We start from the raw sequence: 21,858 nt of genomic DNA on the forward strand, positions 1-21,858 counted from the left end.
AGGAAGCTGGAAGCCCGAAAACCACGCCCAGTTTAAACTGGGCGTGGTTCCTGGGTCAGTCTGCGACGATGCCGAGGAGGTTCTGACCGTCGACGTGGTCGATCACTGCGCCACCATTGCCCTTGGTCGCTTCGCTGGCAACGGCCAGCTTGATCACTGCATTGCGTTCCATGACTGTTACTCCTTTCTGCCACTTGAGCGTGGCAGGTCCATATTATGGAGGAGCAGCCCCAATCCAAAACTTATACGGCATATATTTGGCATTTATATCGAGTGGCTACTTTGGATATGACGTAATATAGGCCCGCACAGCCTTTTTCTTCGTGAAGTATAACGAGTTACATGCTTTCTCATTTCGGAGAACATGTTAAGGCCGAAGCCCAAAACCATCCCATGAAGTTCGTGTCCGTTTCCCTCGATCAGAAAATTTTCGACCATTCGAGCAGGTCGGAGACGTGCATTGATTCTCGCGATCGCCTTGCCGTGCTCAATGTTCGAGGATCCATCTCCGATCCATTGGAACATGGCCGCGATACGATCAGCGAGGTCAACGTTCTGCGCGTCCTTGATCTCTTCAGGTGCGGGGGCCGAATTTTCCGGCACCTGACAGTACAGCGCCGCAACGACGACATCTGCGTTCCAGGCGTAGAGATCGAAAAGCCCTTTTTCATCCAGCACAGGGGTTGTGAAGCCCCCATTGGGGAGAGCTGTCACCAGTTCCTCTCCGGCGAGGATATGGAGTGCGTCGCGCACGGGGGTTGGGCTGGTGCGGAGTTCGTCTGCCAGAAAAATGGGGTCCAGCCGTGTGCCTGGCCGGTATCCACGTTTCCGCAGTTGCTGCAGCAAGGCATCGTAGATGCGGGCGGAAGTCGGCCCTGCATTCATGACTGACTCTTCGCAAAATCGGCCACGGCTGCAACCTGGTCGGGCCGCAGGGCGTCTATCGCTCCTATAGGGACCAGCATGCGGTCGCCCAGCAGGAGGGAAGGACATCTGCCTTCGACATTGCCCAGGTTCGGGCGGTGTTGCTGGTATCCGACCAGTCCCGCCAATTCGGGTGAAAACGCTCTGGCGGTCGCTGGAGGATAGGTCAGCCATTGGTTTTCATACGGTTTAAGCCAACCGAGGCAGTAGCTGACGATCATGCCGCGGCGAACATCCTGCGACCGGTTGGCGCCGGCACCGTGCAGGGTGGAGCCTAGAAAGACCAGCGCCGATCCCGGGTTCATCTCCGCGATGACGGGCTCGCCATCGGGGGAGCGGTCCAGGCCAGAAGGCGCATGGCTATCAGGCCACAGGAGTGTCGCGCCATTGTCTGCGGTGTAATTCGTGAAGGGCCACATGACGTTGATCAGATATTCGATGCGGCCAACCTCGCCGCGCCACATGTCCTGATCCCGGTGCGGGAATTGTCGTGGCGCACCGGGGTAGATGGCCAGGCCCTGCGTCAGGTTGAGCTGGATCGTGTCGCAAAATGGGCCCAGAATGTTTCGACAGAGCTGGAGGATAATCGGGTGCATCACGAAATCCGCGGCGTGGGGCGAACGTGCGAGCAGTCCGCCGAAGCGCTGTGTCAGAGGCCCGTAAAAGTCGCCTTGGCAAAGCGGCGTCTCGGCGAAAGACGGAGCGAGATCGCTCAGAAGGTCATCGATCTTTTGGCGGGATACCAACTCCGGCAGGATCAGAAAGCCCTCTTCGGTCAGGTCCCGGGCCAGATCGGAACTGTTCATGCCAGTGGGCGGGAGGTCATGCTGCATGACGGACCTCCGCATCCCGGGTCGGCCGCTGGTAGATGCCAGTTGCGGCGAGAAGGGCGGGAGTCTCTTCTGATATGTCGATCTGCAATCCAGTAAGTGGCTGCCCCTGGCGCTCGGCTTGTCCTCCAAGAGCTCGGCAGGCCCAGCCGAATGCCTCGATCTGGCGATACCATGCCAATTCTGCGACGCCGCTGTAAGTCTTGATGCCGAAGGCGAGGGCATAGTCCGCCAGTGCGCTGACCAGTTCGTTTCGTGCCTTCAGACGCTCGCAGGCCTTGAGACGGCGCTCGAGGCAGAAGCGTGTGATCTCCCTTATGGCCGGACCCTTGGGCGGACGGGAACCGCACAGATCTGGAAAGAGAGTATCGAGCAGGTGAGGGCGACCGGTTGGGAGCAACCTGGTTGATGCCCTATGTTGTCCGTCGCGATCGCTCAGCACGAGGTAGACTGCCCCGGGTTCATCGAAGCGATCGAGTTCGTATGAACCATCAAGGGCAGGCAGATCCCATTTGAGCAGATCGATGAAGACGCGCTTGCGGGCATCGAACATCGAACGCAAAATGGGATCCGACCGCCATTCCGGCGTGTAGTGCAAGACGTGCAGCATGGCCGCTCTCCAAGTTACGAGGAGCGGATGCATCAGATAAAATGAGAGGTTTCCATATTCCCATAAATGGGAATGTCACATTGTGGCAAAGTCCCCCAGACTCAGCGTTCCATCCAGCAAAGCCTTGGTGATCAGCAATGTCTGCTTCTCGACCCCATACCGCTCGCGAGCGTGTTTGAGATGCCGCTCGGCTGTCGACTTCTTGTAGCCCTCGATCTGGCTTATCTCCCAGGCCGATTTCCCCACCATCGTCCAGCGGGCGCAGATGATCTGTGCCGGGGTCAGGAGTGGAATGCCAAGCGGCGGAGGTCGCATGCGCCAGAGATTACGGGCACAATCGAAGGCCCTGCGCGCAATATCCGAGGCAGCCATCAACATATGTTCGGGGATCGGCTTGCCGATTGCCATCGCGAAGGACACAGAGCCATTCGACTCACCGGGCACGTTTGCGGGGACGGTGTACCCTTCACCGATGCCGTACTGTCGCGCCAGCTCGATGATCGCCCAGTCTTCGGGACGCATCTGGATCATCCCGCCGATTTGGCTCCAGAGGAAACCATTGTTTTGGGTATGGCTGGCGCGATGGACCGGGTCTACGCGGCCCAACCTGCGCAGGTCGAACTGGCCGGCCCAGATCTCGGGGTAGTCATGAATGCGGATAACCTTGCTTCTGGGATCGAGGATATCGGCATGGTGGGTGAGTGCAAAGTAGTCGAACCCCATCGCGACCTTGGCCCGGAGGAGGGCACGCTTCAAACCGGCAACAGAATCCACTGTGGCGATCTCGGCCACAAATTCTTCGACAATACGGATTCGTATCATGCTGTCGTCGATCGGCATTGGACCAGCGCATCGGACCGCCTGTGGTCGCGCGATCGCCCTTCCCCTTTCTGGGGGCCGGCATTCGGCTTCTCACGCCGCCCGCTGGCCGAATGGAACCCAAGCGCCCATCCGGATTCGTACAGTGAATCCGATTAGGCATTCGTTTCATATGATATTTCGGCATATATGACAAAAATATTTCAAATCTGATTTTTGGGGCCGGGCATGTCTGGCGGTAAGATATTACACATTCCCCTTGCCACAGGGGGGCGCATTGGAGGACATGACGGAATGCGTACGGACCTCGATCATCTGCCTTTGCGTCAGCAAGCCGAGCTGGCTCGTGTGACGAACATGCTGTTGGAAGGCTTTGCGCAGGCAACCGCCTCGCGCTGCCAGCCGCATTTGAAGAATGGTAAGGTCTACAAGATCATCCTGTTTGGCAGTTACGCTAGGAACGACTGGGTGGATGAGCCCGAAAACGGCTATCAGTCGGATTTCGATCTCCTGGTGATCGTCAGTAACCCTGCTCTCACAGATATTGCTGATTACTGGTACGAGGTTGAAGACAGGGTCATGCGAGATCCCTCGATCGGCCGGTTGGTCAATATTATTGTCCATACCCTGGATGAAGTGAACCAGGGACTGCTGCGCGGCGACTATTTCTGGACCGACATTTCACGTGATGGTGTTCTACTACATGATGTGCCGGGGCACTCGTTGGCCACGCCGCGACCTCGCACAGCGAGAGACGCTTACTCCATGGCTAACGCCTATCATGTGAAGTGGCTAAAGCTTGTCGATGATGCGATAAAGGGGGCTGGCTTTTATGTCGAAAATGATGCGCTGCGGGATGCTGCGTTTATTTTGCATCAGGCAACAGAGCGCGCTTACAGCTGCTATTTGCTCGTCACAAGCTTCTACGTACCACGCTCGCATAATATCAAATTTCTTCGGTCACTCGTAGAGGATCGGGAGCCGCGTATTATAGAAGCGTGGCCTCGTATCCACCGTTCCGATCGACGGCTATTTGAGCTTCTCAAGCGTGCTTATGTCGAAGCCCGTTATTCGGACGAGTATCTCATTGAACGGACTGATCTTGAGATACTGACGAATTGGATTCGGGGACTTCGGGATCAGGTCGATGCTCTTTGCCTTGAACGAATTGAACGGCTGGCGATCGAGGTTAGCCAGATGGATAGCACTCAAGGCGATCAGCCATGAAGGTGGTTGGACCCGCCCAAGGACTTCCTATCGAAGCCTGACGGGGAGGGCGTTCCATGAGGCTCCATCGGCTGGTCGATACATTTGATGATCGAGCCGACCGATGCAGAAGCCAATCGGAACTGGGCGAACTCTTGTCCGAAACACTCCCCGATCTGGGCTTTGAATGGTTTTCTCTCATCCAGCCGCTTTGGTTTCAAACGCCCCATCCACGGCTGATCAAGATCGACAACTACGGCGATTTTGGTGAGCAATTCGTTGCACGAAAATATTACCTGAACGATCCAGTGATAATTGCATCTCAGCGTGCAAGCAGGGCATTTCCCTGGGGCCGCCTCGCGACGCTGACAGCGCTGGGTCACAGGCAACAAGATGTGCTGGAAGAAGGGCGGAGGAGGGGCATCTCCAACGGGATAACTCTCCCGATCAATGTAATCGGGGAGCCCTTCGGTCTATGCTCCTTTGCCACCACGAGTGGCCTCTTGCCCTCGCGCTGGCATTGCCGTGCCGCCGTCATCATTGGCGCCAGTGCGTTTCATGAAGCCCGGCGCATATGCAACTACCCCGCCCGCGGGACCGAATTACCCGTGCTCAGCGCCCGGAAGCTGGACGTGCTCCACTGTGCCGCGCTGGGTAAATCAGACCCCGAAATAGCAATGATCCTTGGTCTCAGCCGGGCGACAATCGAGACATATATGAAGCAGCTTCGGATCGCGCTGAATGCATGCAGCCGCACTCAGCTATGTGTTATGGCGCTCAGACTGGGATTGATCGCATTCTAAAAAACGGAGTAATTCCAGAGGGTAATTTAAAATACCTCGGTAATTTTACAGCGATCTGTTAAGATTGGTGGACGACTTTTACGCCGCCCGCAGCGGGCTTGCCCCGCCGCTACCGTGGCCGACTATTCCACCGCCGTTCTCAGCTCACAGCGTTACGCCGAATCGGGATTTCCAATCCGCGTATCGTAGCTCGGTATCCCTTTCACGATGTCGGGATGCGCATGGCCCATCAAGGCGTTGGGGTGATTACCACCTTGGAAAGCATGGTAAAGGCTCACGTTCCCGATGGAAGCCTGAAGCTAATCCGGCCGATTGGGGTCTGGGAGTGTCGGCTGTTTATAAATCCACGCATTGATCTCGTCCGTGCCCTTCAGCTTACAGATTTTTTCCAGAATATTTGCCTGGGAAAGCGGGGCAGCGATGAGGATGGCTTTGATAGTGGAAAGTCAAGTATCTGATAGGTTTCAGATTATTGCCAGTGATGATTATAAATCAAGCGAGCGGATATTTTCTCCGTTGGAGATTGCTCGTGGGGACGTCACGCGTGAGGCCTGCATCGTCGAGCAGACCTTCGGGTCCGTTGGGAATGATGGAGCTTGAGTAGAAAGCACATTCCATGAAATCGTGTCTGGTCAATCTGGCATCATTTGCTGCCATGCTCTTCAGTCCCTCAGCATCCTACGCCGATTCAGGCCTCGCCGCTATCTGTGGCGAGTGTGCGCCCCAGAGAATTGCCCAATGTGGTGGCTTCCTGGAGAGTCCTGCGATTGATTCAAAGGGCAGCGTATGGGTGAGCGACGTCGTAGGCGGGCGCGTCTTGCAGATTTCTCCGGAAGGAGATTGTAAAGCCAAATTCTTGACCGGGGGACATCCGAACGCTGCGAAATTTCGCTCCGACGGAAAGCTCCTCGTGGCGGATTGGCAAGGTCTGTTGCTCTACGATCCTGCGACAGCAACATCGCAATCACTTCCGCTAGAGTACAATGACGAAAAAATAACGGATTTGAATGATTTGGTCATAGACCGGGACGGTGGTGTCTACCTCACAGCCCCTGGGAAGTCGTCCCTCACAAACCCCGTCGGGCGCGTGTTCTATCGATCCGCCAGTGGCGAGGTCAGATTGATCGGTAAGGGGCTGGCCTATCCGAATGGGATTGCCCTCTCAGCCGACGGGGAAGCGGTGCTGGTTTCAGAATTTGCATCGAAGCGGATCATCTCGTTGCCGTCTGTCACGGCGAAGAGTCCCTTCGCAATGGCATATGTTTTCGCGCTTACCGAAGGGGGCGTGGGCGTGGACGGCATGGCGACTGATGGCAAAGGAAGGTTGTACGGTGCCAATTTGGCGGCAGGCGAAGTGCTCGTCTACGATCGCCGTGCAAAGCGCCTCGGCGCGATCGGCCTCCCCACTGGGGCTGGCGCGCTGACAACGAATGTCGCCATCGGTGGGGGGTACATTTACGTCACGGAAGCGGAAAAAGGGCAGGTTTGGCGGATGAAGATCGCAGAATAGGCTCCTCAACTCGCACTAGGGCGGTGAGCTGTCCGGTTGGTGTTTCCAGCGTGAATTAACCCGATCAGCTCGGACAGCGAACAGAGCAGTTTCGAAGCCATGCACGCAGGCTTCGGTATGTCGAGTTCTCTGTCCCAGCCTGGTGAAATTGTAAGGTCAAAGAAGATCGATCCACCAGAAGCCAAGCAGCAGGATGGCAATCGCAGGAATTGCCATGCACACCGCCGAGAAATTGGAGCACGTGGTGGCTGGCCTATGGCTCGAGCACCTGAAATGAGGCTGGCGTGCTTTTTGCTTGGTTCTGGTCATTGTATCCTCCCCGAAGTTTGAATCTAAAGTTTCACCCCAATTCGATTTCTTGATCTGAAACTTGGCGACGAGATCGCGGACGACCACCAAGCGACATGTGGCGGCGCCGGACCATAGGAGGGTGAACGACACCCATGTTGCCGGCGGCACGCCCCTCGCGGGTTTCAGTCCTCGACTCGCGCATCGATAACCAAGTCGCGCTGACGGGCTGCGGATTTCTCGGCAGCCTCGACGGTGTTAACGAGCAGCATCGCCACGGTCATCGGCCCCACCCCACCGGGGACAGGGGTTACCCGCGAAGCGCGGGCCCGGACACTCTCGAAGCTGACATCCCCGACGATGCGACCATCGGGAAGGCGATTGATCCCCACATCGATCACGATGGCGCCGGGCTTGATCATACCTCCGTTGATCAGATCGGGCACGCCGGCGGCCACGATCAGAACGTCGGCCATCGCCGTGAACTGAGCCAGGTTTCGTGTCTTCGCATGGCAGATCGAGACGGTTGCATGTCTCGCAGTGAGCATCGCTGCCATAGGCTTTCCGACGATGTTGCTGGCGCCGATCATGACGACGTTCTGGCCTTCAACCTCGATCTCCTCATGTTCGAGGAGCTTCATGATCCCGTAGGGCGTACATGGTGCGAAGACCGTCCTGCCGGAAACGAGCGCCCCCAGATTGTAGAGGTGGAAACCATCGACGTCCTTGTGCGGGGCGATCGTTTCCAGAACTGTTGCGACATCAATGCCGGCAGGGAGCGGGAGCTGCACGAGGATGCCATGCGTGTCATCGCAGGCGTTGAGCTCGACGATCAGAGCGAGCAGCTCGTCCTGGGATATACTCTCGGCCAGGTCAAAGGTTCGGGACTGGATCCCTGCCTTGCGGCAGGCCTCGATCTTGTTGCGTACATAGACCGAAGAAGCAGGGTCGCTACCGACGAGAATGACAGCGAGGCCGGGAGTAATCCCGGCTTCGCTTTCGAGTTTCCGGACGCGCGCGCCGCAATCCTCCCGAATGGAGCGGGCAATGGCGCGCCCGTCGATGATGTGTGCCGACATGGAGTGGCCTACACCTTGTGCATGTCGACCCGACGGTTGTCGGTCTTGTAGGGAGCGGGGGCGACCGTCGCGCGGATCTTTTGCTGGGGCTGTCCGGGTTCTCCCCAGATTACCGTGACCTCGGTGCCGATCTCGGCATGCGCGACATCGATGACACTGAGCGACAGCATTTCCCGGAAGAAATAGCTGTAGCCACGGGAGGTCGCGACACCGATGATCTTCCCGTCCAGCTCCACACGGTCGGCATACATGAAACCGCGCTGATCCCTGGGCATTTCCATGAAATGATAGGGGGTCTCCTTGCTGAACAGCGAGGCATAGGTCGCGATCACGTCCTCCGAGTTCCACACCAGCGTGCGGATGACGCGGCGGGGTTTGGCAACTTCGGCTTCGAGCGCCTCGCGGCCCAGAAAGTCGTGATCGAACTTGATGTTCTTGCCCCAGCCGAGCTCGACCGGACTGCGATACCAGTCCGACACCTCATCCGAGGCAAAGCTTCCGGCGATGTTGAAGGTGGAGGCAAAGGAGGGCAGACCGGCTTTGAACTCGGCCAGGTAATCCGCCATGTCCTCGTCAAAAATGGCAGGAAGGTAATCCGTGACGATGGTGGGGAAGCAGGCTTCGAGGTGGTTGATAAAAGCGGCACGCCCGCCGAGCTTTCTGATGCCGAATTCAGCACCGGCCTCCACAACGGCCTCATAGACCCGGGGGGCATCCTCCATCGGGCCCTGAAGTTCCCAACCGGGTTCGCCCGACATGCCCTGGCGCAGCGCTACCACGATGCAGCCAGCGATGGTGCAATCCCCGTTCCGCATGAATTTGATGTCGCGGATCGAGTCGCCGACCAGCTTTTCCATGACGGCAGCCGCCTTCGGGCCGGCAACCTGGAAGTTGTATCCTTCCTCCGCGATCGACTGAACGTCGTAGTTGCCGCGACGCAGCTGATAGTCGATCCAGAAGGTGCCCCGGCCGAAGAGGCGGACTTCATCGTCGGCGAGGCGCGTCAGGATGCCCTCGGCGATGACCTTCCCCTTGCCGGTCGTGTGAGTCACATGCTTGGACTGGCCGAGGTCGAATTTCGCAAAGCTGTTGACGGAGAAGTCGGAAAACAGCTTCAGCACATCCGGTCCTTTGTACCGCCGCTGCCAGAGAAAGGACCAGTCGCCGATGTAGCAATTGTCCTTCCAGGACATGCTCTCGTCGATCCAGTCGGTGTATTCCGCGAGGCCCCACCGGGTGGTGAAATAGCCTTCGGGGGTCTTGCGCATTGCGATCGGATCCATGTTCGAAACTCCGGCCTTGGAAATCAGTTGGCGAAGACAACGGTGCGTTGACCGTTGATGATCGCTCGGTCTTCGAGGAACTGGTGGACTGCGCGTGAGAGCACGCGCCGCTCGATGTCGCGGCCCTTGCGCACCAGGTCGTCCGGTGTCGCATCGTGGCTGATGCGCTCGACGTCCTGCTCGATGATCGGGCCTTCATCGAGGTCAGCGGTCACGAAATGGGCTGTCGCACCGATCAGCTTCACGCCGCGGGCATGGGCCTGATGATAGGGCTTGGCGCCCTTGAAGCCAGGGAGGAAGCTGTGGTGGATGTTGATGCAGCGCCCGGACAGAAAAGCGGCCAGGTCGTCCGAGAGGATCTGCATGTAGCGTGCCAGGACAACGAGTTCGGCGCCCGTTTCGTCGACGATAGCCTTGATCCGAGCTTCCTGCTCCGGCTTGGTGTCCTTCGTGATCGGCAGATAATGGAAGGGTATCGAGCCGACATTGCTCACTGAAAGCGCTTCGCGGGGGTGGTTCGAGATGATCGCGACCACGTCCATGGGGAGCTCTCCCAGCCGGTGGCGGTAGAGAAGGTCGCCCAGGCAATGGTCGAATTTCGAGACCATGATGAGGACCTTCTTACGGCTCGATGTCGCCCGCAGGCTCCAGCTCATGCCGAATTCATCAGCGACTGGGGCAAAGGCTTTTCTCAGCTCTGTCTCAGTGAGCTGGGTACCGGTGAATTCGACGCGCATGAAGAACTTGCCCGACTCCAGGTCATCGAACTGCCGTGCTTCGAGAATGTTGGCGCGCACCTTGAAGATCTCGGTCGCCACCCGGGCGACGATTCCGGGGACGTCCCTGCATGCAAGGGTGAGAATGAAGCGCTCGGAAGAAGTGGATAGGGTCATGTCGGTTCCGTGATCTCGGTCGCCTTCTTGGCGCTCGCTGTGAGTGGGGTAGGAACGGCTGGTCCGTCGAAACTCACACAGGTGCCTCAGCCTCGCTCACCCGCCTGCCTCCCCATGTCGTAGCTGATTACGCGATATTGAATATCCAGAAGAATCCGATATTGGTTATTGGAATGGAGAATATCGGACGCCTCGACCTCAACCTGCTGTTGCTGCTGGACGCGCTTTATGCGGACATGAACCTGTCTGCGGCAGCGAGGCGGCTGCAGATCAGTCAGCCGACGGCCAGCACCAATCTGCTCAAACTCCGCGAGTTTTTCGGGGATCAGCTTTTCATCCGGACCGGGCGAGGGATGCGCCCGACACCCTTCGCGGAAAGCATCGCGCCTGCCATCCGGAACTGCCTCGAAATCCTTTCTCGGGACGTCTTGCGCAAGAAGCAGTTCGTGCCCGAAACCAGCGAGCGTGTGCTGCGCATCACCACCTCCGACGTGGGGGTGATGATCTTCATTCCACCACTGCTGGAAGCCATCCGGGTCATGGCGCCTCACGTCAACGTTCGTGTGGTGCCAGTGCCTCATGACGAGCTTGAGGGAGCCCTGGAGCAGAATGTTGTCGATCTGGCGGTCGGCTATTTTCCGGATCTGACCGGGAGCAACATCCTCACACAGACTCTGTTCGATCACACGTTTGCCTGCCTGGTCAGCAGCCGAAACAGCTCGATCACTGATAGCCTTTCGCTCCAGCAGTTTCTTGCGGCCGACCATATCGTCATCAACGAGCAGGGTCGTAGCCAGGAGCTGTTCGAAAGGAGGTTGCGCGAACTGGGACTGACGCGCCGGGTGCTGCTTCACCTGCCTCATTTCATGAGTGTCCCGCAATTGATCGCCCGCAGCAACATGATCGCCACGGTTCCGCGATCGCTGGGTGTCTGGTACCAGGACTCTGGAATCCGCATTTTTCCGCCACCGATCGAAGTGCCCGTCATCCAGTTGCGCCAGTTCTGGCACCGGCGCATGAATGACGATGCTGTCGTTCTCTGGCTGCGGAGGCTGATGGCGGAACTGCTCATTGGACGTGATCCGTCGCTCGCCTTCTCCAGCGACTATGGGCTGGTGGGACAGCCCTGAGGCAAACGGAAGCCGGCCTCTGTCATAAAGGCCGGCTTCGCGAGTGAGGTCAGGCGGCGTTCGCGACCATCCCATGGGGGTCAAGGACGAATTTCTGGGCAGCGCCGTGATCGAAGGTTTCATAACCCTTCGGCGCATCTTCCAGGGAAATGACCTTGGCATTGACGATGTCGGCGATGGGCAGTCGGCCATGAAGGATCGCCTGCAGCAATTGCCGGTTGTACTTGAGGACCGGAGTCTGACCGGTGTGGAAGGACTGAGCCTTTGCCCAGCCCAGGCCGAAACGCAGCGACAGGCTGCCCTGCTTGGCGGCGTCATCCACAGCGCCGGGATCTTCCGTAACATAGAGTCCGGGGATGCCGATCGAACCGGCCGCACGGGTGATCTCCATCATCTGGTTCAGGACGATCGCCGGCTGCTCCCCTCCGGTATGGCCGCGTGCCTCGAAGCCCACGGCGTCGATGGCCGCATCGACCTCATTGCTTCCGGTGATCTGCGCGATCAGATCGCCCAGGCGGTCGCTCTGCGAGAGGTCGACCGCTTCGAAGCCGACATTCGACGCGTGCTGAAGGCGGTCCTTGTTGAAGTCGCCGATCATCACCACAGCAGCGCCCAGAATGCGGGCCGAAGCGGCAGCGGCGAGCCCGACGGGGCCTGCGCCCGCGACATAGACGATCGAGCCGACACCGACGCCGGCCATCATCGCACCATGGAAGCCGGTCGGCAGAATGTCGGAGAGCATCGTGATATCGCGGATCCGTTCCATTGCGCGGTCGCGGTCACCGATCTTGAGCAGGTTGAAATCTGCATAGGGCACCATCACGTAACGGGCCTGGCCGCCGATCCAGCCGCCCATGTCGACATAGCCGTAGGCCCCGCCGGCACGCGAACCGTTGACCGTCAGACACACGCCCGTGTCCTGCGACTTGCAGGTCCGGCAGCGCCCGCAAGCCACATTGAAGGGGACCGAGACAATGTCCCCGATATCGAGCATCTCGACATCGGCGCCCTTCTCGACCACCTCGCCGGTGATTTCATGTCCGAGAACCAGCCCTGCAGGGGCCGTCGTGCGACCGCGCACCATATGCTGGTCGGAACCGCAGATGTTGGTGGTGATAACCTTCAGGATGACGCCGTGCTCGATCTTGCGGCCGTCGGGAGCCTCGAATTTGGGATCAGCGATCGACTGAACCTCGACCTTCCCGGGCCCCATATAGACGACACCTTTGTTGCCACTCATGTTCTCATCCTCTCATCCAGATTTGGGCCAATGGCCATTCAGCCGGCGGTGAGGGTGTCACCGGCGGCTAAATCGGGTCGAAACGTCAGCTGTGCGCTGTTTCCATGTCGTCTGCACCGGCCGGCTCCTGCAGGCCACGTTCGGCGGCGATGGCGCGGTCGATCATCATGCGCGAGCGAACCCCACCCGCATCGATGTTCAGCTTCAGCAGCCGCCGCTCGGGATAGAGCGTCAGATTGGCCTGCTGCTGCTCGAGCATGTCGAGATCCTCGCCGAAGATTTTGCCCTGTCCCTCGCGGATCTTGTCCGTCAATTCGTGATCATCAACGGCGAACTGACGGGCCATGCCCCAAAAATAGTGATGCGAGGTCTCGGTTTCCGGCGTGATGAAGTCGACCACGATGCTGGCCGCCTTCTTCGATTTCTCAGCATCGTAGCCGCCGTGGCCCTCGAGTGCGACGCCGACTTCGATCATCACATGGCTGGGCAGCGAGAAGCGGCAGACCTGCCAGCGATCGACTGTGGCGTCGCGGGGCAACCCCGCGCCTTCGAGCGCCATCTGCCAGAAGGGCGGTGCCTTCACCCCCTCCATGTTCCGGCTGGTATGGACCTCGTCGCCCACGACCCTGGTCTTCACCGGTGCCTCGTCGATCTCTTTCTGACCGATGCTGGAGGCGTGGACGTAGGTTTCATGGGTAAGATCCATGAGATTGTCTACCATCAAGCGATAGTCGCATTTGATGTGATAGAGGCCGCCGCCATACGCCCATTCGCTGCTCTCGGCCCATTCAAGGTGGTGAAGCTTGTCGGGCGAGGCTGCGGCAGGATCACCAGGCCACACCCAGATGAAGCCGTAGCGCTCGATGACCGGAAAGGTGCGGATGGGCGGAAACCCTTTCACGCGCTGGCCGGGCATCTCCTCTGCCTGACCTTTACAGCCCATAGCCAGCCCGTGATACCCGCAGACGAGCAGGTCGTCGCGCACGAAACCAAGCGAGAGCGGTGCGCCGCGATGGGGGCAGAAGTCTTCCAACGCCACAGCGTCACCGCTCGTCTTGCGGTAGAAGACCATGCGTTCATCGCAGATCTTGCGACCGAGCGGCTTTTCCGCGATTTCTTCGGCGGTGCATGCGACATACCAGGCGTTTACCGGCCACGGCGTGGCGGCGGTCGTATGAAGTCCACTCACGATATATGCTCCTGAATTCAATGTAGGGCCGGTGGCATGCGATCCGCAGATCGCTTGCCACGCCGCTCGGGTTAGGCCGCGACCATTCCCGGCTCGCGTTCTGCCTTCATCAGGCGGCGCAGCACCTGGCGGGCTTGACGGCTGCCGACATCGCTGGCGATATCGAGGAGCGGACGATCAGGTTCGGCCGAAATGCGCAACTGCTGAAGTTCGAGGACTTCCTGGTCCTCACGGAACGTATCGGCCGTTTGCTGGAACACCTTTTCAGGCACGCCGTCGGCGAGTGCGTCGGTCGCGACGGACCAGAAATAATGGGTAGTGGTTTCGGTCTCGGGCGTGATGCCATGGAACCCGACCATCGAGAAACCATGCTCGCGTTTGCCCTCATAGGCGCCGGTGTCGGCATCGCAGGCGCCGGTGTTGATGCGGATGAGAACCGGCATGAACTCGATTTCCTGCCACCGATCGACCTTTCCGGTGAAGCCCTTGGCAGTCTTATAAGTCGGAGGCGGTTCGGAGTTGGGCATATGCCGACTGACCCGAACCACATCGCCATCCCGAGTCGAGTTGGTCTTGATCCCGAAATGGAGTTCAGGGTTGCCGCCGATGGTCTGCGCGTGGATGTAGGGCAGGTGCGAGAGGTCCATCAGGTTCTCGATCATGAGTTCCCAATTTCCCTGGATGTCATAGTGGAAGCTCTTCCAGCGGAACCGCGGATTCGCATGCCAGGGATGCGCTGGGATCGCGGTTTCGTCGGCGAGGGCGGGCTCACCCATCCAGATCCACATGAGGGAATCGCGTTCGACGAGCGGATAGCGGCGCACGCAGGCGGTCGAGGGCACCTTGTCCTGCGCCGGAATTTTCTCGCATTTCCCTTGAGTGTTGAACTCCAGTCCGTGGTAGCTGCAGCGAATCCGCTCGCCTTCGACCATGCCGAAGCTGAGGGGCAGGGCGCGGTGACAACAACGGTCCTCAAGCGCCGAGACCTCGCCGCTCTGGGTCCGGAACAGGACGACCGGCTGATTGAGAAACGTCCTGCCGACTCGCTCGCCCGGGGCGAGATCCGTGCCCCAGCCGGCAACGTACCAGTTGTTGTAAAGGAAGCCTTCCTCCTTGGCCGCGGAAGTGCCGGGCATCTCTCTCTCCTGTGCTTGTGATTGGCTTGAACATACCCGGAGAAAGCGGTATAGGCATCACGTATCAAACTTATACATACTATAAACATGTCTAATTTAGATCTCGATCTCAACCTGCTCAAGGTGTTGGAGGTGCTCTTCCATCACCGCAACGTCTCGGCCGCCGCCCGCGCGCTGGGCGTGACGCAGCCGAGCGTCAGTCAGTCGCTCAAACGATTGCGCGAGCATTTCGGGGATGATCTCTTCGTACGCCAGGGCGGTGAGATGAGCCCGACCGCCGCAGCGGAGCGATTGCGGGGGCCGGTGATGCGCATCATGACGGCCGTGCATTCGGATATTGTACCATCCGGGCCTTTCGAGCCGGAGAAATCTGACCGCTGTTTCACCCTCAGCCTATCGGATCTGGGTGAGCTGAGCTTCCTGCCAGATTTAATGGTAGCCCTGCGTCGCCGGGCGCCTCGAATTACCGTACAGTCGGTCACGCTGCCTCCGCGCGAGTTGCGGGAAAGCCTGATCGGCGGTGAGATCGATCTGGCGCTCGGGTATTTCATCGAATTCGACGGCGATCACCTCTTTTCCCAGAAGCTGTTCGAGCAGAGCTTTGTCTGTCTCGTGAGCGAAGATCACCCCACGATCCGCGATTCCCTCACCGTCGAGCAGTTCGTGCAGGGCGAGCATGCGGTGATCGAGCAGGATGGTCGCAGCCAGGAGATCTTCGAGCGCAGACTGGTCGCCCTTGGGATACAGCGCCAGGTTGTGCTTCGCTCCCCTCATTTCATGAGCATCCCGTTGCTCATCGCTCATTCGGATATGATAGCGACCGTTCCTCTCGCGGTCGCCCGCATCTACACACGACTGACTCGCCTCAGGATGCTCGAACTACCCTTCAGCTGTCCCTCGGTCGAACTGAAGCAGTTTTGGCACAGGCGGTCCCATACCGATCCTGGGACCATTTGGTTGCGCAGATTGGTCGCTGAACTCTTTAAGGGACAGGATCCGACCGCAGGCGAGCGTTCTCCCTTCTGGCGAACCTTTTTGGATTCAGCATCGCGGGTTCCAGCACCTGGCGATCCCTCCGCGTCACGAGTGGGCTGAGGCGGCGATTTTTCAGGCCTCTCTGGTTACTGGCTCTGATATGACGTGTCCCATCTGTTTGAGAGAGTTTCTTCCGGCGCCCTATCGCCCGGGGGGATGTGGCTTGAACCGCCGCTGCTCCAGCGCGAGCACATGTGAGAAATGAGCGCGGAAGCATCGAGGCCTGATCGGCTCGACAGCGGTCAAACTGCGCCACTTTCCCGGAAATCCAGCGGCCGCCGGATCGAGTTGATGTCAGCTTCCATGTGACTTTCGATCAACCGGGGCGACTTTTGGTCGTTTGACGAGATTGGACCCCAGAGCGCATCGACACTGCGTTAACGGCCACACGGGCCGTGTACTCAAATCATTGGCATCGCGGTGCCATGGCTGTGGGGAGCGAAATGCGAGATTGGAATTATCGCGACAAAGCCTGCATTGTCGGCGTCGGATCGACTGACTACGGCGTGTTTCCGGAAACCGATGCGGTTGGACTGGGTGTCTCCGCTCTCAAGGCGGCGGTTGACGACGCCGGGATCACCTTCGATGACATCGATGGTGTGATCCTCAACCGGCTGCCGTACGACAGGTTTGCCGAGGTCTCGAACCTCAACACGCCCTATCTGCAGTCGACCCCGGCTCACGGACGATTCTCAGCCATCGCCCTGATGATGGCCGCGGAAGCCATCGCCTCGGGCGCCGCCACGACGATCGCGCTGGTCTACGGCAATGATGGTCGCTCCAACGCCATGAAATATGGTGGCGATCCCAATTTCTGGGCTCCTTGGGGCTTCACCTCGCCGGGCGCCTCACATGCGATGATGTTCCGCCGCCATATGGAGCAGTTCGGGACGACCTCGGAAGATCTGGCCCATATCGCCGTTTCCTTCCGCGAGCATGCGCTGAAGAATCCCGCAGCCGTGATGAAGAAACCGATCACCATCGAGGATCACCAGAAGAGCCGCTTCATTTGCGATCCCCTGCACCTTCTCGATTATTGCCTGATCAACGACGGCGGCGTGGCGTGGATCATGACCACGCCCGAGAAGGCCAAGGACATGAAGAAGAAGCCGGTCTTCGTGTCCGGCTTCGCGCGCCAGGATGATTTTTCCCAGAACTCGCTTCCGCCGAATGACTACTGGTATCCAGCTCTCCAGAAGGTGGAATCGCAGGTCTATGATCGTGCCGGGCTGACCCGCAACGACATCGACGGCCTGATGATCTATGACAATTTCTCGCCCACAGTCCTCTTCGCCCTCGAGGGCATGGGATTCTGTAAGCAGGGCGAGGGTGGGCAGTTCGTCAGGGACGGCATGCTCGAACTCGGGAAAGGGCGCTGGCCGACCAACACAAGCGGTGGCCATCTGTCCGAGAGCTACATGCAGGGATGGGCGCTGATCGTTGAAGGAGTGCGCCAGCTCCGCGGCGAAGTTCCGCCCGATCGGCAGATCAAGGACTGCAAAGCCCTCCAGTTCATTCTCGCAACCGCGGTTGCCGGCTCCATCATCATCAGGAACGACGCATGACCTATCTCAAGCCGCTGCCTGAGGCAGACAAGTGGAGCGGGCCGTTTTTTGAGGGCGCCCGCGAGGGCAAGCTTCTGGCCCAGCGTTGCAACACCTCCGGGAGGTTCTTCTTTCCCCCGTCCCCCGTTTCGCCGGTCACACGGGACGGCAACTGGTCCTGGGTCGAGCTCTCCGGGAAGGGCAAGATCGGTTCGTACGTCGTGATGCACCAGAAGTATTTCCCCGGTTTCGGGGATGAAGTCCCCTATCCGGTGATCGAGGTTGAGCTTGAGGAGGGCGTGCGCCTCCTTTCCTCGATCGTCGAGCTCGGCGACCGGGAACTCTCCGTTGGCATGCCTGTCGAGGTCGTCTTCGACAAGGTGACCGACGAAGTGACGCTGCCGAAGTTCCGTCCCGCGGCATGAGGACGTGAGGCACAAGCGGTCCCATGGCGGGGCCGCTTGCGCCAGAAAAACTCGGAAGAGGAGGGCTTGATGGGCATGAAAGACCAACTGAATCCGCAAGGCGAACTCTCGGAGCGGGTCAGGACGCAGTTCTACATCGATGGACGGTGGTGCGATGCGCGCAGCGCCGAGCGACTGGAGCTGGTGTCGCCAATCACCGAAAACGTCATTCTGACTGTCCCGGGCGGTTGCGCTGAGGACATGTCAGCCGCCGTCGATGCGGCGCGCCGGGCCTTTGATACCGGGCCCTGGCCGCGCATGGCGCCGAGTGAGCGTGCCCAAGTGCTGCGCCGTATCGGTCAGGCCATCGCTGTGCGTCAGGAACTCTTCGCCCGGGTTTGGACCGCGCAGGTGGGGGCCACCATCGGCTTCACCACGATGTTCTCAAGCCTGATTCCCGGCTATTACGATTATTACGCTTCGCTCGCGGATCACTACGCCTTCGAAGACGTACGCAAGACCGCCCAAGGGCATGCGCGTGTCGTGCGCGAGCCGGTCGGTGCCTGCGCCCTGATCCTGCCGTGGAACGCGCCGCTCATTCTCCTATCGCAGAAGCTTGCCGCCGGGCTTTTCGCCGGCTGCACCTTCGTGGTGAAGCCGAGTCCGGAAACTCCCCTCGACGCGCTTATCCTTGCGGAATGCGCGGAGGAAGCCGGTTTGCCACCGGGCGTTCTCAATATTGTGCCTGCGGGGCGCGAGGCTGGCGATGCGTTGATCCGGGATCCACGCATCGACAAGGTCAGCTTTACCGGTTCGACCGATGCCGGGCGGCATATCGGAGCGGTTTGCGCCAGTCGCATCGCTCGCTGCAGCCTTGAACTGGGGGGTAAATCCGCCGCCATCATCTGTGAGGATGCGGACCTGCAGACGGCGCTCGGAACGATCGTTCCCTTCGCTATGCCATTTTCCGGGCAGATCTGCTTCTCGCAGACCCGGGTGCTCGTCCCCCAAAGCCGGCATGACGAAATTCTGGACGCCTATGTCGAAGCGGTCGGTCATATCCGTCTCGGTGATCCGTGGGATACGGCGACGACCATGGGGCCATTGTCGATGGGGCGGCAGCGCGACCGTGTCCTGTCCTACATCGAGAAGGGTCGGGGCGAGGGAGCCCGCCTGGTCAAGGGTGGAGGAACGGGAGGCTTCAATCAGGGCTATTTCGTTGAGCCCACCATCTTTGACCGTGTCACCCCGGACATGGTTATCGCTCAGGAAGAGATCTTCGGTCCGGTGGTTTCCATCCTCACCTATTCCAACGAGGAAGAGGCTGTCGCAATCGCCAACAACAGCCAGTTCGGTCTGTCCGGGACGGTGTTCTCCAAGGACGTCGGTCGAGCGGAGTCCATCGCGCGCCGCGTGCGGACCGGCAATATTTCCATCAACGGCCTGCAGATCGATCCGAGCGTTCCCTTCGGCGGTTTCAAGCAGTCCGGGATCGGCAGGGAAGGCGGAGTCGAAGGCCTTGAGGTCTTCCTCGAACCCAAGGCGATCTACTTTCCCGCATAAGCCTGCAAGTTACGATTTCAACGCAGCGACACCGTTCGCGAGAGGCATTTGGAGTTCATCATGAGTGAAGAAAATCTGGTCGTTGTCGAGGAAAAGCAGGGCTATGCGATCATGCGCATCAACCGCCCTGCCAAGCGCAATGCGATGAGCAAGGCTGCGCGGATCGCCATGCTTGAGGCGATGGAGCAGCTCAAAGGCCGCTTCGGTGTTATCGTGCTGACCGGCACCGATGTCAGCTTCTGCGCCGGTCTCGACCTGAAGGAAGCCAGCGCCGAACGCGAGGCAGGGATCGAGCCGGACCCGGCGACCTCCTGGCAAGCAGTCAACGTTGCAATCCGCGCCCACCCCGCCGTGTTCATCGCTGCGGTCAACGGGTTGGCCCTGGGTGGCGGCGTGACCCTGATCAACGTCTGCGATCTGGCCATTGCCTCGGAGCGAGCCTCGATGGGCATGCCGGAAATGGGCTTTGCAACCTACCCCGGGCTTGCCGGCCCTTCGACGCAATATTCGCTGACCCGCAAGCGTCACGCCTGGATGATGTTCACGACCGACCGTATCGACGGTGCGACCGCCGAGCGCTGGGGCCTGGTCAACAAGGTGGTGCCCCACGAGGAACTGATGGCTGAAGCCGAGGCTGTTGCGGCCAAAATCGGTCAGTTCGACCCAGTTGCCCTCACCGTGAGCAAGGGGGCGATGGATCAGATTCCAGTTCAGATCGATTGGGACGGGGCCTTCACCTTTGGTGTAGGCAAGATCAACGAAATCAATAAAATGACCGCAGCAGGCAGTGAGGGGCTGGCTCGCTTTTCCCAGGGCGAGCGACTCGTCGGGCAGGGCTGAAGGCATAGCCGAACAAAAGCAGGCGTGATCGAGAGAGGCGGTGAAGTAGCGTGAAAAAATACCAGATGTTCATTGGCGGGGAATTTGTCGACGCCGCTGGCGGCGCAACCCTCGAGACACTGGAGCCTTGGTCAGGAAAGGCCTGGGCCAGCATTCCCCGTGGCGGAAGCGACGACGCTACACGCGCCGTTGAGGTCGCCCACGCGGCGCTGACGGGGCCTTGGGCGGGCCTGTCGGCTTCGGCCAGGGGAGCACTGTTGCGCAAACTCGCCGATCTTCTCGCTCACGCCGCTGGCGATCTCGCCGAGATTGAAGTGCGCGACAATGGCAAGCTGCTCACGGAGATGCGCGCCCAGACCGGATATCTCCCCGAGATCTACCATTACTTCGCGGGGTTGGCCGACAAGATTGAAGGGCGAGTCCCCCCGGTCGGCAGGCCAGGCGTTTTCGGGTATACCCGGCTCGAACCGGTCGGTGTCGTGCTTGCGATTACGCCCTGGAACTCCCCGCTGCTGCTGGCGGCGGCGAAAATCGCCCCGGCGCTCGCCGCGGGATGTACCGTCGTGCATAAGCCCTCTGAACACAGCTCGGCCTCCGCGCTTGAATTCGCCAGGCTGGTCAAGGAAGCTGGCTTTCCTGACGGCGTTTTCAATGTTGTAACCGGCCTCGGCAATGAGGTGGGCGCGTCATTGGTCGCCAATCCAAAGGTGGCCCGCATCAGCTTCACAGGGGGTGGCGGAGCCGGCCGTGCGATCAATCAGATCGCCGCAGCGCGCTTTGCTCGTTGTGACCTCGAACTGGGCGGAAAGTCCCCCAACATCGTTTTCGACGATGCCGATCTTGAAGTGGCAGTCAACGGAGCGGTATCGGGGATTTTTGCCGCTTCGGGGCAGTCCTGCATCGCCGGCTCTCGCCTGCTGGTCCAGGAAAGCATCCATGACGCTTTTGTCGAACGCCTTCTCAAGATCGCGGGCAACGCGGTGGTGGGGGAACCGATGGAGGCCGGTACGCAGATCGGCCCGGTGACGACGGCGGAACAGTTCAGCAAGGTCCTCGAGTATATCGACATCGCGAAAGGCGAGGGCGCTCAATGCGTCCTGGGTGGCGAAAAGCTTGATCGGCCGGGATGGTTCGTCAAGCCGACGATCTTTACCGGTGTCAACAATGGCATGCGCATCGCCCGCGAGGAGGTCTTTGGGCCAATCCTCTCGATCATCAAATTCAAGGATGAGGAAGATGCGCTCCGGATTGCCAATGACACCGACTTCGGATTGGCTGCTGGCGTGTGGACAAAGGACTTTGGCCGCGCTTTCCGCATGTCGGAGAAGCTTCAGGCCGGCACGGTCTGGGTCAACAGCTACCGCATGCTGAGCGTCACGATGCCGTTTGGTGGGATGAAGGACAGCGGTACGGGCCGCGAAAACGGTATCGACGCGATCATGGCGAACCTTGAAGCGAAGAGCGTCTTCCTCAATCACAGCGCGCCCGTCGCCAATCCATTTGTCATGAAACTCTAGGCGGTCGCTTGGTGC

20 protein-coding genes are annotated in these 21,858 nt (G+C 59.5%); 10 read left to right on the top strand and 10 right to left on the bottom strand.

All coding sequences use genetic code 11. From position 1 onward, the window contains the following. Positions 1-264 precede the first annotated feature (264 nt). The 4 genes from SR3_RS30505 to SR3_RS08700 all read right to left on the bottom strand — a co-directional run bounded on the left by SR3_RS30505 (position 265) and on the right by SR3_RS08700 (position 3,204). Positions 265-885, bottom strand: a complete 621-nt coding sequence (locus tag SR3_RS30505; protein ID WP_169805588.1) for a GntR family transcriptional regulator — start codon at positions 883-885, stop codon at positions 265-267. Further along, entirely contained in the window at positions 882-1,757 is an 876-nt protein-coding gene (locus SR3_RS08690; protein ID WP_068083892.1) for a phytanoyl-CoA dioxygenase family protein, read from the bottom strand. Before SR3_RS08690 ends, SR3_RS30505 begins: the two co-directional genes overlap by 4 nt. Next, positions 1,747-2,364: an acyl-homoserine-lactone synthase gene (locus SR3_RS08695; RefSeq protein WP_068083897.1), complete on the bottom strand. Its 618-nt coding sequence runs from the start codon at positions 2,362-2,364 to the stop codon at positions 1,747-1,749. The genes SR3_RS08690 and SR3_RS08695 overlap by 11 nt, the downstream gene beginning before the upstream one ends. Before the next feature lie 75 nt (positions 2,365-2,439). Further along, positions 2,440-3,204: a helix-turn-helix transcriptional regulator gene (locus tag SR3_RS08700; protein WP_068083899.1), complete on the bottom strand. Its 765-nt coding sequence runs from the start codon at positions 3,202-3,204 to the stop codon at positions 2,440-2,442. A gap of 273 nt (positions 3,205-3,477) precedes the next feature. Between SR3_RS08700 and SR3_RS08705 the strand changes: the two genes are divergently transcribed. From SR3_RS08705 to SR3_RS08720, 3 genes are all read left to right on the top strand, one after another. Next, positions 3,478-4,410, top strand: a complete 933-nt coding sequence (locus tag SR3_RS08705; RefSeq protein ID WP_084455235.1) for a HEPN domain-containing protein — start codon at positions 3,478-3,480, stop codon at positions 4,408-4,410. Positions 4,411-4,466: 56 nt separating this feature from the next. Further along, positions 4,467-5,192, top strand: a complete 726-nt coding sequence (locus tag SR3_RS08710) for a helix-turn-helix transcriptional regulator (RefSeq protein ID WP_068083903.1) — start codon at positions 4,467-4,469, stop codon at positions 5,190-5,192. Positions 5,193-5,808: 616 nt separating this feature from the next. Beyond that, positions 5,809-6,702, top strand: coding sequence for an SMP-30/gluconolactonase/LRE family protein (locus SR3_RS08720; RefSeq protein WP_084455237.1), 894 nt, complete (start codon positions 5,809-5,811; stop codon positions 6,700-6,702). 473 nt (positions 6,703-7,175) lie between these two features. Here SR3_RS08720 and folD read toward each other — a convergent pair whose 3' ends face one another. The 3 genes from folD to purU are packed head-to-tail and all read right to left on the bottom strand — an operon-like array spanning position 7,176 to position 10,245. Further along, positions 7,176-8,069 carry a bifunctional methylenetetrahydrofolate dehydrogenase/methenyltetrahydrofolate cyclohydrolase FolD gene (folD, locus tag SR3_RS08725; RefSeq protein ID WP_068083913.1) on the bottom strand — a complete coding sequence of 298 codons (894 nt, stop codon included), beginning with the start codon at positions 8,067-8,069 and terminating at the stop codon, positions 7,176-7,178. Positions 8,070-8,077: 8 nt separating this feature from the next. Then, positions 8,078-9,352 (bottom strand): aminomethyltransferase family protein, encoded by a 1,275-nt coding sequence (locus SR3_RS08730; RefSeq protein WP_068083917.1) that lies wholly within the window; start codon positions 9,350-9,352, stop codon positions 8,078-8,080. Positions 9,353-9,375: 23 nt separating this feature from the next. Beyond that, complete coding sequence (purU, locus tag SR3_RS08735; protein WP_068083921.1) at positions 9,376-10,245, bottom strand: formyltetrahydrofolate deformylase; 870 nt, start codon at positions 10,243-10,245, stop codon at positions 9,376-9,378. A 137-nt stretch (positions 10,246-10,382) separates the two neighbouring features. Between purU and SR3_RS08740 the strand changes: the two genes are divergently transcribed. After that, on the top strand, positions 10,383-11,375 hold the full coding sequence (locus SR3_RS08740; RefSeq protein WP_218018782.1) for a LysR family transcriptional regulator: 993 nt from the start codon (positions 10,383-10,385) through the stop codon (positions 11,373-11,375). Between the two features lie 49 nt (positions 11,376-11,424). Here the strand turns inward: SR3_RS08740 and fdhA are convergent, their stop codons facing one another. The 3 genes from fdhA to SR3_RS08755 all read right to left on the bottom strand — a co-directional run bounded on the left by fdhA (position 11,425) and on the right by SR3_RS08755 (position 14,940). Then, positions 11,425-12,615 carry a formaldehyde dehydrogenase, glutathione-independent gene (fdhA, locus tag SR3_RS08745; RefSeq protein ID WP_068083928.1) on the bottom strand — a complete coding sequence of 397 codons (1,191 nt, stop codon included), beginning with the start codon at positions 12,613-12,615 and terminating at the stop codon, positions 11,425-11,427. Positions 12,616-12,700: 85 nt separating this feature from the next. Continuing rightward, positions 12,701-13,804, bottom strand: a complete 1,104-nt coding sequence (locus SR3_RS08750; protein WP_068083933.1) for an aromatic ring-hydroxylating oxygenase subunit alpha — start codon at positions 13,802-13,804, stop codon at positions 12,701-12,703. A gap of 71 nt (positions 13,805-13,875) precedes the next feature. Then, positions 13,876-14,940, bottom strand: coding sequence for an aromatic ring-hydroxylating dioxygenase subunit alpha (locus SR3_RS08755; protein WP_068083938.1), 1,065 nt, complete (start codon positions 14,938-14,940; stop codon positions 13,876-13,878). A gap of 87 nt (positions 14,941-15,027) precedes the next feature. On the opposite strand from SR3_RS08755, the gene SR3_RS08760 reads away from it, so the two are divergent. From SR3_RS08760 to SR3_RS08785, 6 genes are all read left to right on the top strand, one after another. Continuing rightward, complete coding sequence (locus tag SR3_RS08760; RefSeq protein WP_068083942.1) at positions 15,028-16,035, top strand: LysR family transcriptional regulator; 1,008 nt, start codon at positions 15,028-15,030, stop codon at positions 16,033-16,035. A 383-nt stretch (positions 16,036-16,418) separates the two neighbouring features. Continuing rightward, a complete protein-coding gene (locus tag SR3_RS08765) occupies positions 16,419-17,540 on the top strand; it encodes a thiolase family protein (RefSeq protein WP_218018783.1) in 1,122 nt (373 codons plus the stop codon). Next, positions 17,537-17,944, top strand: a complete 408-nt coding sequence (locus SR3_RS08770) for a Zn-ribbon domain-containing OB-fold protein (protein WP_068083946.1) — start codon at positions 17,537-17,539, stop codon at positions 17,942-17,944. The genes SR3_RS08765 and SR3_RS08770 overlap by 4 nt, the downstream gene beginning before the upstream one ends. Before the next feature lie 69 nt (positions 17,945-18,013). Continuing rightward, entirely contained in the window at positions 18,014-19,486 is a 1,473-nt protein-coding gene (locus SR3_RS08775) for an aldehyde dehydrogenase (RefSeq protein ID WP_245653832.1), read from the top strand. A gap of 60 nt (positions 19,487-19,546) precedes the next feature. Beyond that, positions 19,547-20,326, top strand: a complete 780-nt coding sequence (locus tag SR3_RS08780) for an enoyl-CoA hydratase/isomerase family protein (protein WP_157098725.1) — start codon at positions 19,547-19,549, stop codon at positions 20,324-20,326. Between the two features lie 50 nt (positions 20,327-20,376). After that, the gene (locus SR3_RS08785) at positions 20,377-21,843 is read left to right on the top strand and encodes an aldehyde dehydrogenase (protein ID WP_068083950.1); all 1,467 of its coding nucleotides are present in this window, start codon (positions 20,377-20,379) and stop codon (positions 21,841-21,843) included. The last annotated feature ends 15 nt before the right edge of the window (positions 21,844-21,858 follow it).

Source organism: Novosphingobium rosa NBRC 15208, assembly GCF_001598555.1.
Taxonomy (GTDB): domain Bacteria; phylum Pseudomonadota; class Alphaproteobacteria; order Sphingomonadales; family Sphingomonadaceae; genus Novosphingobium; species Novosphingobium rosa.